At 73.4% G+C, this 15,014-nt stretch carries 13 protein-coding genes and 1 pseudogene; 4 read left to right on the top strand and 10 right to left on the bottom strand.

Annotation, left to right across the window (positions count from 1 at the left end; genetic code table 11):
• Positions 1 to 506: 506 nt before the first annotated feature.
• From ACGF3I_RS26655 to ACGF3I_RS26635, 5 genes are read right to left on the bottom strand one after another with little or no spacing between them, the layout of a single operon-like run.
• Entirely contained in the window at positions 507 to 1,547 is a 1,041-nt protein-coding gene (locus tag ACGF3I_RS26655) for an ABC transporter ATP-binding protein (RefSeq protein ID WP_393136206.1), read from the bottom strand.
• On the bottom strand, positions 1,544 to 2,548 hold the full coding sequence (locus ACGF3I_RS26650) for an ABC transporter ATP-binding protein (protein WP_393136204.1): 1,005 nt from the start codon (positions 2,546 to 2,548) through the stop codon (positions 1,544 to 1,546). Before ACGF3I_RS26650 ends, ACGF3I_RS26655 begins: the two co-directional genes overlap by 4 nt.
• Positions 2,548 to 3,534, bottom strand: a complete 987-nt coding sequence (locus ACGF3I_RS26645) for an ABC transporter permease (protein WP_393136202.1) — start codon at positions 3,532 to 3,534, stop codon at positions 2,548 to 2,550. The genes ACGF3I_RS26650 and ACGF3I_RS26645 overlap by 1 nt, the downstream gene beginning before the upstream one ends.
• A complete protein-coding gene (locus ACGF3I_RS26640; RefSeq protein WP_393136200.1) occupies positions 3,531 to 4,478 on the bottom strand; it encodes an ABC transporter permease in 948 nt (315 codons plus the stop codon). Before ACGF3I_RS26640 ends, ACGF3I_RS26645 begins: the two co-directional genes overlap by 4 nt.
• Positions 4,479 to 4,492: 14 nt before the next feature.
• On the bottom strand, positions 4,493 to 6,244 hold the full coding sequence (locus tag ACGF3I_RS26635; protein WP_393136199.1) for an ABC transporter substrate-binding protein: 1,752 nt from the start codon (positions 6,242 to 6,244) through the stop codon (positions 4,493 to 4,495).
• A gap of 207 nt (positions 6,245 to 6,451) precedes the next feature.
• On the opposite strand from ACGF3I_RS26635, the gene ACGF3I_RS26630 reads away from it, so the two are divergent.
• The 4 genes and pseudogenes from ACGF3I_RS26630 to ACGF3I_RS26615 all read left to right on the top strand — a co-directional run bounded on the left by ACGF3I_RS26630 (position 6,452) and on the right by ACGF3I_RS26615 (position 10,510).
• Complete coding sequence (locus ACGF3I_RS26630; protein ID WP_393136197.1) at positions 6,452 to 7,636, top strand: NAD(P)/FAD-dependent oxidoreductase; 1,185 nt, start codon at positions 6,452 to 6,454, stop codon at positions 7,634 to 7,636.
• Positions 7,637 to 7,646: 10 nt separating this feature from the next.
• A pseudogene (locus ACGF3I_RS26625) lies at positions 7,647 to 7,916 on the top strand ((2Fe-2S)-binding protein); the annotation flags it as partial.
• A 420-nt stretch (positions 7,917 to 8,336) separates the two neighbouring features.
• The gene (locus ACGF3I_RS26620) at positions 8,337 to 9,749 is read left to right on the top strand and encodes an NAD(P)/FAD-dependent oxidoreductase (RefSeq protein ID WP_393136214.1); all 1,413 of its coding nucleotides are present in this window, start codon (positions 8,337 to 8,339) and stop codon (positions 9,747 to 9,749) included.
• A gap of 53 nt (positions 9,750 to 9,802) precedes the next feature.
• The gene (locus ACGF3I_RS26615) at positions 9,803 to 10,510 is read left to right on the top strand and encodes a GntR family transcriptional regulator (RefSeq protein ID WP_393136195.1); all 708 of its coding nucleotides are present in this window, start codon (positions 9,803 to 9,805) and stop codon (positions 10,508 to 10,510) included.
• Between the two features lie 232 nt (positions 10,511 to 10,742).
• Here the strand turns inward: ACGF3I_RS26615 and ACGF3I_RS26610 are convergent, their stop codons facing one another.
• The 5 genes from ACGF3I_RS26610 to ACGF3I_RS26590 all read right to left on the bottom strand — a co-directional run bounded on the left by ACGF3I_RS26610 (position 10,743) and on the right by ACGF3I_RS26590 (position 14,830).
• Complete coding sequence (locus ACGF3I_RS26610; protein WP_393136193.1) at positions 10,743 to 11,630, bottom strand: GyrI-like domain-containing protein; 888 nt, start codon at positions 11,628 to 11,630, stop codon at positions 10,743 to 10,745.
• 182 nt (positions 11,631 to 11,812) lie between these two features.
• The gene (locus tag ACGF3I_RS26605; protein WP_393136191.1) at positions 11,813 to 12,145 is read right to left on the bottom strand and encodes a MerR family transcriptional regulator; all 333 of its coding nucleotides are present in this window, start codon (positions 12,143 to 12,145) and stop codon (positions 11,813 to 11,815) included.
• A gap of 210 nt (positions 12,146 to 12,355) precedes the next feature.
• A complete protein-coding gene (locus ACGF3I_RS26600; protein ID WP_393136189.1) occupies positions 12,356 to 12,649 on the bottom strand; it encodes an SCO5918 family protein in 294 nt (97 codons plus the stop codon).
• An 89-nt stretch (positions 12,650 to 12,738) separates the two neighbouring features.
• On the bottom strand, positions 12,739 to 14,274 hold the full coding sequence (locus ACGF3I_RS26595; RefSeq protein ID WP_393136187.1) for a DEAD/DEAH box helicase: 1,536 nt from the start codon (positions 14,272 to 14,274) through the stop codon (positions 12,739 to 12,741).
• A 352-nt stretch (positions 14,275 to 14,626) separates the two neighbouring features.
• A complete protein-coding gene (locus ACGF3I_RS26590; RefSeq protein WP_329286651.1) occupies positions 14,627 to 14,830 on the bottom strand; it encodes a cold-shock protein in 204 nt (67 codons plus the stop codon).
• Between the last annotated feature and the right edge of the window lie 184 nt (positions 14,831 to 15,014).

Here is a 15,014-nt window from a genome sequence, read left to right as displayed (position 1 = left end):
CGCAGTTCCCCGCGCCCCTGGCAGGACCGGTGCGGGCCAGCATGCGCATCCTCAGCCCGTCCGGCGATTGAGGACGAGCGCCGTTCAGGCGCGAAAGCGGGGGTGCAGGGGGCGCAGCCCCCGCCGGGGTCCGAGGGGCGGAGCCCCTGGGCGGGTCTGGGGCGCAGCCCCAGGGCGCAGGCACCCTCCAGCCCCCCGCACGGGCGGGCGGGTGGGCAAACCCGCCGGGGTTCGAGGGGCGGAGCCCCTGGGCGGGTCTGGGGCGCAGCCCCAGGGCCCGGGCCCTTCAAGTCCCTTGCACGGGCGGGTGGGTGGGTGGGCAAACCCCCCGGGGTTCGAGGGGCGGAGCCCCTCGGGGGGTCTGGGGCGGAGCCCCGGGGCTCAGCCGATGCAACCCGCTGCACGGGCGGGCGGGTGGGCAAGCGCCCCGGGGTTTGGGGCGGATCCCCCAGCACCCCCAGCACCCCCAGCACCCGCCAGCCCCCCTACCCCCTACCCCCAACCCCCTACCCCCCACCCCCCGGAAGGGTCACCCCCCCCGGATAGTGGCAGGCCGCCTCGTGGGGGACCCCCGGGAGCAGCGGGCGCAGTACGGGTGCCTCGGTGCGGCAGAGGTCGCGGGCCCGTCCGCACCGGGGGTGGAAGGCGCACCCCGGCGGCGGCGCGGCGGGACTGGGCGGATCCCCGAGCAGAGTGATCCGCTCCCGACCCCGCTCCGCCGCGGGATCCGGCAGCGGCACGGCGGACAGCAGGGCCTGGGTGTAGGGGTGGGCGGCCGTCCCGTACACCCGCTCCTTGGGCCCGATCTCCACGACCCGCCCCAGATACATCACCGCCACCCGGTCGCAGACCCGCTTCACCACCGACAGGTCGTGCGCGATGAAGAGGTAGGCGAGGCCGAGCTCCTTCTGGAGCCGTTCCATGAGGTTGACGATCTGCGCCTGGACGGAGACGTCGAGCGCGGAGACGGGTTCGTCGGCGACGACGAGCCGGGGGTCGAGGGCGAGCGCCCGGGCGATGCCGATGCGCTGGGCCTGGCCGCCGGAGAACTCGTGCGGGTAGCGGTCGATGTGTTCGGGGATGAGGCCGACGAGGTCCATGAGTTCGGCGGCCCGGGCGCGCGCGGCGGATTCCGTACTGCCGTGGGCGAGCAGCGGGTCGGCGATGACGCGGGCCACCGTCTGGCGCGGGTTGAGGGAGGAGTGCGGGTCCTGGAAGACCATCTGGAGGTCCTTGCGCACCGGGCGCAGCTCGCGCCGGCTCAGGCGGCTGATGTCCAGGCCCTGGTAGGCGATCGTCCCCGAGGTGGGCTCCAGGAGGCGCACGATCATGCGGCCGGTCGTCGACTTGCCGCAGCCCGATTCGCCGACGAGCCCGAGCGTCTCGCCCGCCGCGACGTCGAAGCTGACGCCGTCGACCGCCCGCACGGGGGCGGAGCGGGCCCGGCGTCCGGGGAAGTGCATCCTCAAGTCCCGTACGGAGAGCAGGGGTTCGGCCGCGCCGTCGGGCGCGTCCGTACGCGCGGGGGAACTCGCAACACCGTTCATGACGCAACGCCTTCGTACGCGGGGAGGTGGCAGGCGACCGGGTGCTCCGAGGGGCCGTCGAGCAGGGGCCGTTCGGTGGCGCACCGGTCGCGCAGGGCGGCGTCCGCCCCGGCGGCCCTCGGGCAGCGGGGTGCGAAGGCGCAGCCGGGGGCGGGGTCGAGCAGGGAGGGCGGGCTGCCGGGGATGGCGCGCAGGGGCTGGTCGTCGCTGTCGTCGAGGCGGGGCAGCGAGTCGAGCAGGCCGCGTGTGTAGGGGTGGGCGGGCGTGGCGAACAGGGCGTCCACGGGGGCCTGTTCGGCGGCCCGGCCCCCGTACATCACCAGGACGTCGTGGGCGACCCGGGCGACCACCCCCAGATCGTGGGTGATCATGACGACGGCCAGGCCGCGTTCGGCCTGGAGGCGGGCGATGAGTTCGAGGATCTGGGCCTGGACGGTGACGTCGAGGGCGGTGGTCGGCTCGTCCGCGATGAGCAGTTCCGGTTCGCAGGCGAGCGCCATCGCGATCATCGCGCGCTGGCGCATGCCGCCGGAGAACTGGTGCGGATATTCGCCCGCGCGCCGCTCGGGTTCGGGGATGCCGACCTCGGCGAGCATCTCCACCGCGCGCCTGCGGGCCGCCCTGCGGCCGGAGCCGAAGTGGACGCGGTGGTGTTCGGCGATCTGCTCGCCGACCGTGTAGTAGGGGTGCAGGCTGGACAGCGGGTCCTGGAAGATCATCGCGATGCGTCGGCCGCGGATCCGGTTGAGGGCGCGTTCGGAAAGACCCACGAGTTCATGTCCGTCGAGGGTGAGGGACCCGGTCACCTCGGCGCCGGTGTGCAGGCCGAGCAGGGCCATCGAGGTGACGGACTTGCCGGAGCCGGACTCGCCGACGATGCCGAGGGTGCGCCCGCGGTGGACGTCGAAGGAGAGGTGGTCCACCGCGCGCACCGGGCCGCGCGGGGTGGTGAACGTCACCGTCAAGTCCCGTACGGACAGCAGGGGTTGGGTGTCGGCCATCAGAGCCTCACTCGCGGGTCGACGACGGCGTACAGGAGGTCGACGGCCAGGTTGGCGACGACGATGAAGGTGGCGGCGAGCAGGGTCACGCCGAGGATGACGGGCTGGTCGCCGGTGGACAGGGCGCCGTAGAAGAGCCGCCCGATGCCGGGGAGCCCGAAGATGGACTCGGTGATGACGGCGCCGGCGAGCAGCCCGCCGAGGTCCATGCCGAACAGGGTGAGGATCGGGGTCATCGCGGAGCGCAGGCCGTGTTTGACGACGACGGTGCGGCGCGGCAGACCCTTGGCGCGGGCGGTGCGGATGTAGGGCTCCGCCATGGTCTCGATCATCGAACTGCGGCTCTGGCGCGCGTACATGGCGGCGTACAGGACGGCCAGCGCGATCCAGGGGAGCAGCAGGTTGGACGCCCAGTGCACGGGGTCGGAGGCGAGGGCGACGTACTGGGGATAGGGGAGCAGGCCCGCGACGCGGATCAGACCGTAGATCAGCATGACGGAGGTGAAGTAGACCGGCATGGAGGCCGCGGCGACGGCGCCGACCATCAGGGCGCGGTCGGTGAAGGTGTCCTTGCGCAGGGCGGCGGCGACGCCGGCGGACAGGCCGAGCAGCAGCCAGAGCACGGCCGCGCCGAGGGCGAGGGAGGCGGAGACGGGGAGGCGGTCCATGAGGAGCGACCAGACGGACTGGCTGTTCTCGTAGGAGTAGCCCAGGCACGGGAAGTCGCAGTGCAGGGCGTACTGGCCGGTGCCCATGGTGCGGCCGGTGAAGATCCCGGAGGCGAAGTCCCAGAACTGGCGCCACAGCGGCCGGTCGAGGCCCATGTGTGCGCGGATCGCCTCCAGGCGTTCGGCGCTGCACGACTTGCCGCAGGCGGCGGCGGCCGGGTCGGAGGGCAGGACGTAGAAGATGGTGAAGGTGACGGCGGCGATGGCGATGAGCACGCCGAGCACGCCGAGGATCCGGCGGGCGAGGTAGCGGGTCATGTGCGGCTGCCCCTCGGGTCGAGGACGTCGCGCAGGGCGTCGCCGAGCAGCGTGAAGGCGAGCACGGTCAGGAAGAGACAGGTGCTCGGGATGATGAAGTACATCGGGTCGGTGTCGTAGAACGAGACGCTCTCGGCGATCATCTGGCCCCAGGACGGAGTGGGCGGGCGCACGCCCACGCCGAGGTAGCTCAGCGCCGCCTCGGTAGCGATCATGCCGGGGACGACGAGGGTGGTGTACGCGATGACGGGTCCGGCCACCCCGGGCAGGATGTCGCGGGTCAGGATGCGCCAGGGGCCGGAGCCGCCGATGCGGGCGGCGTCCACGTACTCGCGGTGTTTGAGCGAGAGGGTCTGGCCGCGCACCAAACGGGCGATGCCGGGCCAGCCGAACAGGCCGATGACGGCGGTCATCAGGAGGATGCGGTTGACGTCCTTGGCCACCGACATCATCGCGATCATGAAGATGAGGGACGGGAAGGACATGGTGAGGTCCATCAGGCGGGACAGCACCGTGTCGGTGCGCCCGCCGAAGTAGCCGGCCGCGATCCCGGCCGCGGTGCCCGCGACGACGACGATGGCGGTCGCGGTGAGGGCGATGAGCAGGGAGACCTGGGCGCCGTACACCACGCGCGCGAACAGGTCGCGTCCGGTGACGGGCTCGACGCCGAGCCAGTGCTCGGCGGACATCCCGCCGAGCGGGCCGAGCGGCTGGCCGCCGAGGTAGGGGTCGATGGCGCTCTTGTCGAACGCGTCGGGCGACCAGCCGCCGAGCGCGCCGAGCAGCGGGGCGCCGGCGGCCATGACGAGGAACAGGACGACGACGGCGAGCGAGATCTTGACGGCGGGGCGGCGGCGCAGTTCGGCGCGGGCCAGCTGCCAGGGGCCGCGCCCGGCGGCGGGCCCTGCCGCCGGGCGCCTGCGGAACAGGAGGGTGGTGGTCATGGCGGCGCGTTCCCTCAGTTCCCGCTCGTGGCGGGGTTCTTGAGCCCGATGGTGGCGTAGTCGAGCTGGCCGCCGAAGGACGTCTGGCCGTAGGCGCCCGCGATGTTCTTGCCGAGGACCAGGGGCCAGCGGCGGACCAGGACGGGCACCGCGGGCGCCTTGGCGAGGATCTCGCCGTCGAGCCGCTGCCAGGCCTGGTCGGCGGCCTTGGTGTCGGTCATGGCCGCGATCTCGTCCATGCGCTTCATCGTGGCGTCGTCGCGGAACAGGGAGTGGTTGCCGGAGTTGCCCTTGTCCTTGATGTAGCGGCCGTCGAAGACGAACGGCAGGAACGTGGAGCCGGAGGGGTAGTCGGGGCACCAGCCCGAGTACACGAGGTCCGTGCGGTTCTTGACGTCGCCGATGGTGGCGTAGAACGCGGACGGGTCGACGGTCTCGATGGTGAGCTTGATCCCGGCCTTGGCGAGGGACTGCTGGATGGCCTCGGCCCGGCCCTTGTCGCCGGTGGAGACGGTCATCTTCGTCTCGAAGCCGCCCTCCTTGCCCGCCTCCTTGAGCAGCTCCTTCGCCTTGGCGACATCACCGGTGACGGGGACCTTGAGCGTGTCGGGCTGCTTGCCGCCGAAGAGGGTGGCCGGCATGTAGGCGGTGGACAGGTCGTTGAAGGCGGGGCCGCCGGAGGAGGTGAGCACCGCGTCCTTGTCGAGCGCGTACAGCACGGCCTGGCGCACCCGCACATCGGTGAACGGGGCCCGCCCGGTGTGCATCTGGATCATGTCGGTGCAGTTGGTGGACTCGGCGACCAGGCGCGAGCGCACCTCCGCGCTGGGCAGCACCTTGGGGGCGCTCTCGGGGCGCAGCGCCCCCCAGGAGACGGCGGAGGCGTCGGCGCCCTGGCTGGCGATGAGCCGGTCGTCGATCTGGGTCGCCTTGAGGCCCATGGTCACCACGATGCGGTCCGGGTACGCCTTGCGCACCGGGTCGCCGGCGGCGTCCCAGTGCGTGTTGCGCACCAGGGTGAGCTGCTTGTTGCGGTCGTAGGACTCGACCTTGTACGGGCCCGACGAGAAGGGCCGGTTGTCGTAGCGGGGCCCGGTGTCCTTGGACTGCGGCACCGGGGAGAACGTCGGCATGACGGTGGCGTTGGGGAACTCGGCGAAGGGCTTGCGCAGTTCGAAGACGATCGTGTGGTCGTCCGGGGTCTTGATGGAGTCGAGGTGCTTGCCCTGGGCGGGGCCCTGGTAGCCCTCGGCGCCGGTGAGGTAGCGGGCCGCGTAGTCGGCGCCGCCGGGCAGGTCGGGCGAGAACGACCGCTCCACGTTGTACTTGACGTCCTGCGCGGTGATCGGTGACCCGTCCTCGTAGCTGAGGCCCGCTCTGAGGTGGAAGGTCCAGGTGCGGGCGCCGTTGGAGGGGGTGCCGAGGTCGGTGGCGAGGTCGGGCACCAGCTCGCTGCCGCCGGTGCCGGGGGCCGCCTTGTAGGTGACCAGGGTGCGGTAGAGCAGCCGGGTGCCGAAGTCCATGTCGTTCATGACCCAGTTGCGGGCCGGGTCGAGGTGGGTGAAGTCCTGGTTGGACAGGACCGTGAGGGTGCCGCCCCTGACCGGTGTGCCGCCCACGACCTTGCCGTCGTTGGCGGCGGCGGGGTTCTTGCCGCCCTGCCCCGGGCCCGCGCCCGGGTGCTTCTCCCCGGAGCAGCCGGCCGCGCCGAGCGTGAGGGTCGCCACGACGGCGGCGGCGAGGGCGGTGCGGGTGCGCTTGTTCATCAGTGGTCACTCCGTGAACGGTCCGGCCAGCCGGGGAGCGGCTGGAATGTGACCCGTAACATAGTAATGTGAAATTGCACTGACAAGGTGTCGGGAACTCTTTTATCCGGCCTTGGCCGTTCTGGCCGCTCCGGACGGCATCCGGGGCGGCGGTCCCTTGGCAGAGGCAGTGCCATGTGAAATATTACTGACGTGCCCAGGAAACCCATGGGATCCACGGGATCCGCGACGCCCGCCCACCCGGCGCGCAGTGTGTCGGACGTGGTCGTGGTGGGCGCGGGGGTCGTGGGGGCCGCCTGCGCCTACTACGCGGCCCGCGCCGGACTGCGGGTCACCGTCCTCGACCGGGGGCCGGTGGCCGGCGGCACCACGGGATCGGGCGAGGGCAACCTCCTCGTCTCCGACAAGGAACCCGGCCCCGAGCTGGAACTCGCCCTGCACTCAGCCCAGTTGTGGCGGGAGCTGGCCGAACTGCTGCCGCGCGGGGTCGAGTACGAGCCCAAGGGCGGCCTCGTCGTCGCCTCCGACGGGGCCGGCCTGGCCGCGCTGCGCACCTTCGCGGCCGGCCAGGACGCGGCGGGCGTGACCGTACGCGAGATCGCGGCCGACCGGCTGCACGACCTGGAGCCGCACCTGGCCCCGGGTCTCGCGGGGGGCTTCCTCTATCCGCAGGACGCCCAGGTCATGCCCGCCCTCGCGGCGGCCCACCTGCTGCGTGCCTCGGGCGCCGAGGTACGGCTCGGGCAGGAGGTCGTCGGGCTGCTCACGGCCCCGGACGGCGCGGTGCGCGGGGTGCGCACCGCCTCCGGGGTGCTGCACGCGCCGTACGTCGTCAACGCGGCCGGCGCCTGGGGCGGCGAACTGGCCCGGCTGGCCGGGGTGTTGCTGCCCGTGCTGCCCCGGCGCGGCTTCGTCCTCGTCACGGAGCCGCTGCCCCGCGTGGTGCGGCACAAGGTGTACGCGGCCGACTACGTGGCGGACGTCGCCAGCGGCTCGGCGGCGCTGCAGACCTCGGCGGTCGTCGAGGGGACGCCTGCCGGGCCCGTCCTGATCGGGGCGAGCCGCGAACGGGTCGGCTTCGACCGCAGCCTCTCGGTGGAGGCGGTGAGCCGGCTCGCGGCGGGGGCGACCGCGCTCTTCCCGCTCCTCGCGGAGGTCCGGGCGATCCGTACGTACGCGGGGTTCCGGCCGTATCTGCCCGACCACCTGCCGGCGATCGGGGCGGACGCCCGGGTGCCGGGGCTGCTGCACGCGTGCGGGCACGAGGGGGCGGGGATCGGGCTCGCGCCCGTCACGGGCCGGATCATCGCGGACTGCCTGGTGGGCCGCCAACCGCCCCTGGACACAAGCCCGTTCGACCCCTCCCGCTTCGGCGCGGGCTCTGACCACTGAGGAGGCCTTCGTGGCGCGCACCCCCGAGGAGCTGGCCGGCGCCCGGCCCGGCCCCCCGTTCGAGATCACCCTCGACGGCCGCCCCCTGCCGGCCCTGCCCGGCCAGTCCCTCGCGGCGGCGCTGTGGGCGGCGGGGGTGTTCGTCTGGCGCCGGACGCGGGTGGGGGAGCGGGGGGCGGGGGCGTTCTGCGGGATCGGGGCGTGTTACGAGTGCCTCGCGACGGTGAACGGGGTGCCGAACCGGCGGGCCTGCCTCGTGCCCGCGTCCCCCGGGGACGCCCTCACGACCCAGCCCGGCCACGGGCATCCGGCCGAGTCCGGTTCGGGTGCGGATGGTGCTGGGTTCCCCGCGCCCCTGGGGGGTGGTGCCGAGTCCGGTTCGGCTGCGGATGGCGCTGGGCTTGTCGCGCAGTTCCCCGCGCCCCTGACGGGGGCGGGCGGTTCTGTTCCGGGTGCGGATCGTGCTGGGCCGGGCGCGCAGTTCCCCGCGCCCCTGGCAGGGTTGGGGGATGCGGATTCCGTGGCCTCGGGGCCTGCCGCTGGGCCGAGTTGCAGTACTGCTGGGGGCGCGGGCAACCCAGCACGGTCTGCGGATGAGGAAGAAGGGAAGCTCCCCAGGGGCGCGGGGAACTGCGCGGACGGGGCCGCACCTTCTGGGGAGGGAGCTGGGAGTCCCGGGCCCGCGGGGCGGTGGGATCTGGTGGTGGTGGGGGGTGGGCCCGCCGGGATGGCGGGGGGTGCCCGCGCCGCGGAGGCCGGCCTGCGAGTCGTGCTCCTGGACGCGGCCCAGGACCTCGGCGGCCAGTACTACCGACAGCCCGGCGCAGCCCTGTCCCCCACCCGCCCCGAGGCCCTGCACCACGACTGGGACGCGTACACCGCCCTGCGCGGACGGGCGGGAGGCGTCGAGCGGCGCGGGCGCCACCACGTCTGGGCCGTGGAGCGGCACGGCGACGAGGACTGGACGGTGCACGCCCTCGCCGGGGCGGACGGCGCGCAGGGCCGCCCGGTACGGATCCGGGCCCGGGCCGTACTGCTCGCGACCGGCGCGTACGAGCGCCAACTTCCCTTCCGGGGCTGGACGTTGCCCGGCGTCGTCGGCGCCGGCGGAGCGCAGGCCATGCTCAAGGGCGGCCTCGTACTGCCGGGCAGACGCGTCGTGGTCGCCGGGAGCGGCCCCCTGCTCCTGGCCGCCGCGTCCTCCCTCGTCACGGCGGGCGCCGAGGTCCCCGCGGTGATCGAGGCATCCGGCTACCTCGGCTACGCCCGCCACCCCCGCGCCCTCGCCGCCAACCCGCACAAGCTCACCGAGGCCGTGACGCACGGCGCCGCCCTGCTGCGCCACCGCGTGGCACTGCGCACCCGCAGCGCGGTGACCGAGGTGCACGGGGACGGACGGGTCGAGGCCGTCACCGTCACCCGGCTCGACGCCCGGTGGCGTCCGGTGGCGGGCACGGAGCGCGAGATCGCCTGTGACGCGCTGGCCGTCGGCCACGGCCTGGTGCCCGCGATCGACCTGGCCATCACGCTCGGCTGCGCCACCCGCCGCACCCCGGACGGCACCCTCGCCCTGGCCCTGGACGCGCGTCTGGAGACCTCGGTGCGGGGCGTGTGGGCCGCGGGCGAACCCGGCGGCGTCGGAGGAGCCCAACTGGCCATGATCGAGGGCGAGTTGGCGGCACTCTCCATCGCGGCGCGGCTCGGCGCCGACCCGGGCCGCGGCGGGCGCGTGCGGCGCTTGCGCGCGCGCCGCACCCGGCTGCGCGCCTTCGCCGAGGCGATGGCCGCCACGCACGCGCCGGGCCCCGGCTGGAGCGACTGGCTGCCCGACGCCACCGAGGTGTGCCGCTGCGAGGAGGTGACGGCCGGCCGGATCCGCGAAGCCGTGCGCGACCATGGCGCCCGCGACGCCCGTACCGTCAAACTGTTCACCCGGGCGGGCATGGGCTGGTGCCAGGGCCGCACGTGCGGGGAGGCGGTGTCCTGCCTGGCCGGAGACGACGAACCCCCCGCCCCGCGGCGCCCGTTCGCCACTCCCGTACCGCTGGGAGCGCTCGCCGCGTCGGCCCCGGAGGCCCTCGCGGGGGCGGACGAGGAGCCGATCCGGCCCTAAACGCAACGTGACATTGTACTCTGGCTCTCCGCTCGGTACGGAGGAACAGCAGCATGGGACACCTGAAGCAGAGCAAGGTCATCACCACCACCGAGCGACTGCGCGACCAGGTCGCCCACGCGCTGCGGGCGGCGCTGATCTCCGGTGAACTGCGCCCCGGCCAGGTCTACTCCGCGCCCGGCCTCGCCGAGGACTTCGGCATCTCCGCGACCCCCGTGCGCGAGGCCATGCTCGACCTCGCGCGCGAGGGCCTGGTGGAGCCCGTGCGCAACAAGGGCTTCCGGGTCACCGAGGTCAACGAGCGCGACCTCGACCAGTACACCGAGATCCGCGCCCTGATCGAGGTCCCCATGGTGGGCCGGATCACCCGCACCGCGGACCGCGCCGCCCTGGAGGCGCTGCGGCCCGACGCCGAGGAGATCGTGCGGGCGGCCCGCGACCACGACCTCATCGGCTATCTGGAGGCCGACCGCCGCTTCCACCTCTCGCTGCTCGCCCTGTCGGGCAACGAGCGCCTGGTGGAGACCGTCGGCGACCTGCGCAAGCGCTCCCGTCTGTACGGTCTGACCGCGCTCGACCAGCGCGACGAGCTCATCCCTTCCGCCGAGGAGCACATCGAGCTGCTCGACCTGATGCTGGCGGGCGACGCCCGGGGCGCCGAGAAGTGCATGACCCGCCACCTCGGGCACGTCCGCTCGCTGTGGGCCAGGAGCGACGCGGCCGACCTCAAGCCGAAGCGCCGCCTGGGCGCCGCCCGCTGATCCCGGGCCGCCCGGACCTCTAGGTCGTGTCTTCAAAGTCCCGTCTGGTCGGCGGGGTCTGGCACGCACGCTCGCGGCGTTGTCGTCGGTCGCCGACTCCCCCGAGGTCTCGGCTCCGCTCGAACAGGGGGGACCCCCATCGCGTCGACTCCCTCCTCCGCCTTGCGATCGCACGCACCAGACCCCGCCGACCCCGCCCTTCGGGCGGACGACGCCACTTTGAAGACACTCCCTAGGCCCCGCCCGGCCCGGTCCGCTCGACCGGGATCCACAGGACGGCATCCGTGTCAGCGCCCGTCTCCGCGGGCCGGGTGCGCAGGATTTCCGGGCCCGGGCGGCTCTGGTACGGGTTGGACGGGAACCACTCGGTGAACACGTCGCGCCACAGGAGCTGGAGCGCCTCGGGGTAGGGCCCGGTGCTCTCGAAGACGGCCCAGGTGCCGGCCGGCACGAGCAGCGCGTCCAGATCGGCGGGCGGCGGCGCACTGCTCAACGCGGCGTGCCAGTAGTCGAGTTCGGTGCCCTCCGCCCGGCTCGGATCGAGCCCGTCGCACGCCGAGACGATGCCCGCGGGCTCCTGGTCGGACAGCTGGTGGATGCGCAGCGAGGTGTCCCGCCCGATGCCCTGGACGAACGCGGCGATAGCCGGGTTCACTCCCTGGTGCACGAGCGGCACCCGCGCCTTTCTGCCCACCAGGTGGAACGCTTCCTTCTCCACGACCCTGTACCGCATGCTGGTGCTCCCTTCGACGACGAGGCGGAAGGACATCCGGGGCTGCGACCGCAGGGCCGCGCCGGTGCGCCGGGCCTCCCCCGGGCCGATGCCGTGCACGGCACGGAACGCCCGGGCGAAGGCCTCCCCCGAGGTGTAACCGTGGCGGACGGCCACATCGAGCAGCGTGGACCGCCCGGCGAGCACCTCGGCGCCCGCGATGGTCAGCCGCCTGCGCCGCACGTACTCCGACAGAGGCATGCCGGCCAGCGCCGAGAACAGCCGGCGCAGGTGGTACTCCGAGGTCATCGCGGTGCGGGCGAGTTCGGCCACGTCGATGTCGCCGGGCACGGTCCCGTCGAGGTGCTCCTCGATCCGGGCCATCGCCTCGTTGAGCCGCTTCAGCATCCCGGCCCCCCTTCTTCCTTCCCTGTGACCTCCACGCTAGGAGCCCTCCGCCCCCCGCCGCCCGACCTTCTGTGCCCGCTCCGGTCGGGTCGCGGGAGCCGCGCCGTCGTGTGGAGGACCGCGCACAATTGGCCTGCGGGACGAGGAGGTTGGCGCCGCGCCGGCCGAGCGGGGCGGGCAGGTCAGTGCGCCGTGTCGCCGCCGGCCCGGGCGCGGTATTCGGCGTTGAGGCGCTGGGCCTCCTCCAGCTGGTCCTCCAGGATGACGATGCGGCAGGCCGCCTCGACGGGGGTGCCCTGGTCGACGAGTTCGCGGGCGCGGGCGGCGATGCGCAGCTGGTAGCGGGAGTAGCGCCGGTGGCCGCCGTCGGAGCGCAGCGGGGTGATCAGCCGGGCCTCGCCGAGGGCCCGCAGGAAGCCCGGGGTCGCACCGATCATCTCGGCGGCCCGGCCCATGGTGTAGGCGGGGTAGTCGTCGTCGTCCAGTCGGCCGCCGAGCGGGCTGTCCGCTGTCATGTCACCTCTTTCGCAACGCGTCGAAGGCCCGCGTGCCCCCTGCGGGCCGCGGACCCGAGGGGAAATTCAACACCATCGCCCGGTCCCGCCGCCGCCCCGACCGGCCGGGGCGCCCGAAGGGGCGCACGACGAAGGCCCCGCCGGTGATCCGGCGGGGCCTTCGTCGTGGCTGGGGCGGGGCGCGGTCGGCGCCACCGCCCCGGCGGCGGATCAGGCGAACATGGCGGTCGCCTCTTCGAGCGGGGTCAGGGCGCGGGCGGGCGCGGCCTGCGGGGCGCCCTGGCAGGTGAAGCCGAGGCGGGTCATGGCCCGGGTGACCTCCTGCGCGGTGAAGTCGCGGCGGTCCTGCCGGGTGACGACCTCGCCCACCTGCTTGACGGGGTAGTGGCGGCGGCCGATGAGGACGGACTCGCCCACGACGGGTTCGGGCTTGACGCCCTTCATCGCGGCCACCACTTGGCTCTTGGAGAGGTCGAACGGGAAGCGGGCGATGACGCAGCGCATGGGCCCTCCAGGGCTCGGGGGGTGGACCGGCCGGGGGTTCCGGCCGGCGGGGTGGGCGCGGACGCCCGGCTGGGGGAGCGCTTCGGCGCTCAGGCCGCCGTGCCGCTCTGGTGGGGTGCGGCGGCGCGGGCGCCGGCGGGCCGGCCCGAGCGCTGGGCCGGGCGGCCACGGCGTCCGCGGGAGGAGGACGAGGCACCGCGGCGCGGGCGCTCGACGACGGGCGCGGCGATGGTGACCGGGACGCCGGAGGGCGCCTGGGCACCGGTGATGCGGGTCAACTCCGCGTCCCCGGACTGTACTTGGGTGGTCTGCGGGACGATCCGGGCGCTCGCCATGAGGCGGCTCATCTCGCGGCGCTGGTTGGGCGTGACGAGGGTGACGACGCTGCCGGACTCCCCGGCCCGCGCGGTACGCCCGCCGCGGTGGAGGTAGTCCTTGTGATCGGTCGGCGGGTCCACGTTCACCACCAGGTCGAGGTTGTCGACATGGATACCGCGCGCCGCGACGTTCGTGGCCACCAGGACCGACACGTCACCGGTCTTGAACTGGGCCAGCGTACGGGTGCGCTGCGGCTGGGACTTGCCCCCGTGCAGCGCCGCCGCCCGCACCCCGCTCTGCAACAGGTGCTTGGTCAGCTGGTCCACCGCGTGCTTGGTGTCCAGGAACATGATCACCCGGCCCTCACGCGCCGCGATCTCCGTCGTCGTCGCGTACTTGTCCGCGCTCTGCACGTGCAGCACATGGTGCTCCATCGTGGTCACCGCACCCGCCGACGGATCCACCGAGTGCACCACCGGATCACTCAGGTAACGGCGCACCAAAAGATCCACATTGCGGTCCAGGGTCGCCGAGAACAGCATCCGCTGCCCACCCGGACGCACCTGGTCCAACAACTCGGTGACCTGCGGCATGAACCCCATGTCCGCCATCTGGTCGGCCTCGTCCAGCACCGTGATGTCCACCTGGTCAAGACGGCAGTCACGCCGCTCGATCAAGTCCTTCAACCGGCCCGGAGTGGCCACCACCACCTCGGCACCCGAGCGCAGCGCACCGGCCTGACGCCCGATCGACATCCCGCCCACCACCGTCGCCAGCCGCAGCCGCAACGCCCGCGCATACGGCGTCAGCGCATCCGTCACCTGCTGCGCCAGCTCACGCGTCGGCACCAGGACCAGGGCGAGCGGCTGACGCGGCTCGGCGCGGCGGCCGGCCGTGCGGGTGAGCAGGGCGAGGCCGAAGGCGAGGGTCTTGCCCGAGCCGGTACGGCCACGGCCCAGCACATCGCGGCCCGCCAGCGAGTTCGGCAGGGTGGCGCCCTGGATCGGGAACGGAACGCTGAGACCCTGGGACCCGAGTTCCGCCAACAGCTGCGGCGCGAGGGCGAGTTCGGCGAACGTCTCGACGGCGGGCAGCGCGGGGGTGAGCGTCACCGGCGGCGCGAACTCGCCCTGCGGGGCCGGGCGGCGTCCGTAGCCGGAGCGGCCCGTGGAGCCGGCGCGGCCCGCGCCCGAGCGGCTGCCGCCCGAGGAGCCCGACGAGCCGCCGAAGCGGCCGGCGCCACGGGGCGCTCCGGAGCCGGCGGAGCGGGTGCGGGCGGTGCGGTCGTTCGTACGGATGCGGTTCATGCGGAACCTTCCTTGATGCGGCGCGTATCAAGGAATTCCCGGAAGAACGAGCGGTACGGGGAATCGCAAGAACGAGCCGTGCGGATGCGAAAGCGCATCGTGCCGAATTTGTGGTTCGGGGCGCGTCGCTGGAATGAGGGGGTGGAAATTGCCCGGTCGGCGGTGGCGGAGGGCCGCCGCCGTGCGGGTGCCCGGACGCGCGCGGAGGCGCTGCGAAAATCCGGGGCCGGGGAAAACGCGCTGTCGCCGGCGGATCGCTCACGGCGGGGCGGGCCGATGAGGCCCGTAAACGCGACGAGCTGGGGCCCGCACCCCAAGGTGCGGGCCCCAGCTGCGACGTATGCGGTGAGCGTCAGGCCGAAACGATGTTCTCGGCCGTCGGGCCCTTCTGGCCCTGCGCGATGTCGAAGGTGACCTTCTGGCCTTCCTGGAGCTCACGGAAGCCCTGGGCGGCGATGTTCGAGTAGTGGGCGAACACGTCCGGACCGCCACCGTCCTGCTCGATGAAGCCGAAGCCCTTTTCAGCGTTGAACCACTTCACGGTACCTGCAGCCATGTCATTCTCCTTCGGGGCATTTCCCGGAGCCGGCACTGTGCGGACTCCGCGTCACTGTGATGATTGCCCCAGCGGGAACCACAACTGCAACTGATATCGACAGTAGCACGGCGCAATCGCGGGAGCACGGTCAATAACGGCGCTCGGCCGGTCGCGGGAGAAATTCTAAGGGCGGCGCACGGTC

This window comes from Streptomyces sp. NPDC048111 (assembly GCF_043202815.1).
In the GTDB taxonomy this organism is placed as follows: domain Bacteria; phylum Actinomycetota; class Actinomycetes; order Streptomycetales; family Streptomycetaceae; genus Streptomyces.
This window is presented reverse-complemented; position numbering and strand designations above follow the sequence as displayed.

Coding starts and splice junctions, on each gene's coding strand:
- ACGF3I_RS26615 (WP_393136195.1), top strand. CDS start 9,803: ATGGGACACCTGAAGCAGAGCAAGGTCATCACCACCACCGAGCGACTG.
- ACGF3I_RS26645 (WP_393136202.1), bottom strand. CDS start 3,534: ATGACCCGCTACCTCGCCCGCCGGATCCTCGGCGTGCTCGGCGTGCTC.
- ACGF3I_RS26655 (WP_393136206.1), bottom strand. CDS start 1,547: ATGAACGGTGTTGCGAGTTCCCCCGCGCGTACGGACGCGCCCGACGGC.
- ACGF3I_RS26640 (WP_393136200.1), bottom strand. CDS start 4,478: ATGACCACCACCCTCCTGTTCCGCAGGCGCCCGGCGGCAGGGCCCGCC.
- ACGF3I_RS26610 (WP_393136193.1), bottom strand. CDS start 11,630: ATGCTGAAGCGGCTCAACGAGGCGATGGCCCGGATCGAGGAGCACCTC.
- ACGF3I_RS26635 (WP_393136199.1), bottom strand. CDS start 6,244: ATGAACAAGCGCACCCGCACCGCCCTCGCCGCCGCCGTCGTGGCGACC.
- ACGF3I_RS26605 (WP_393136191.1), bottom strand. CDS start 12,145: ATGACAGCGGACAGCCCGCTCGGCGGCCGACTGGACGACGACGACTAC.
- ACGF3I_RS26600 (WP_393136189.1), bottom strand. CDS start 12,649: ATGCGCTGCGTCATCGCCCGCTTCCCGTTCGACCTCTCCAAGAGCCAA.
- ACGF3I_RS26590 (WP_329286651.1), bottom strand. CDS start 14,830: ATGGCTGCAGGTACCGTGAAGTGGTTCAACGCTGAAAAGGGCTTCGGC.
- ACGF3I_RS26595 (WP_393136187.1), bottom strand. CDS start 14,274: ATGAACCGCATCCGTACGAACGACCGCACCGCCCGCACCCGCTCCGCC.
- ACGF3I_RS26630 (WP_393136197.1), top strand. CDS start 6,452: ATGGGATCCACGGGATCCGCGACGCCCGCCCACCCGGCGCGCAGTGTG.
- ACGF3I_RS26650 (WP_393136204.1), bottom strand. CDS start 2,548: ATGGCCGACACCCAACCCCTGCTGTCCGTACGGGACTTGACGGTGACG.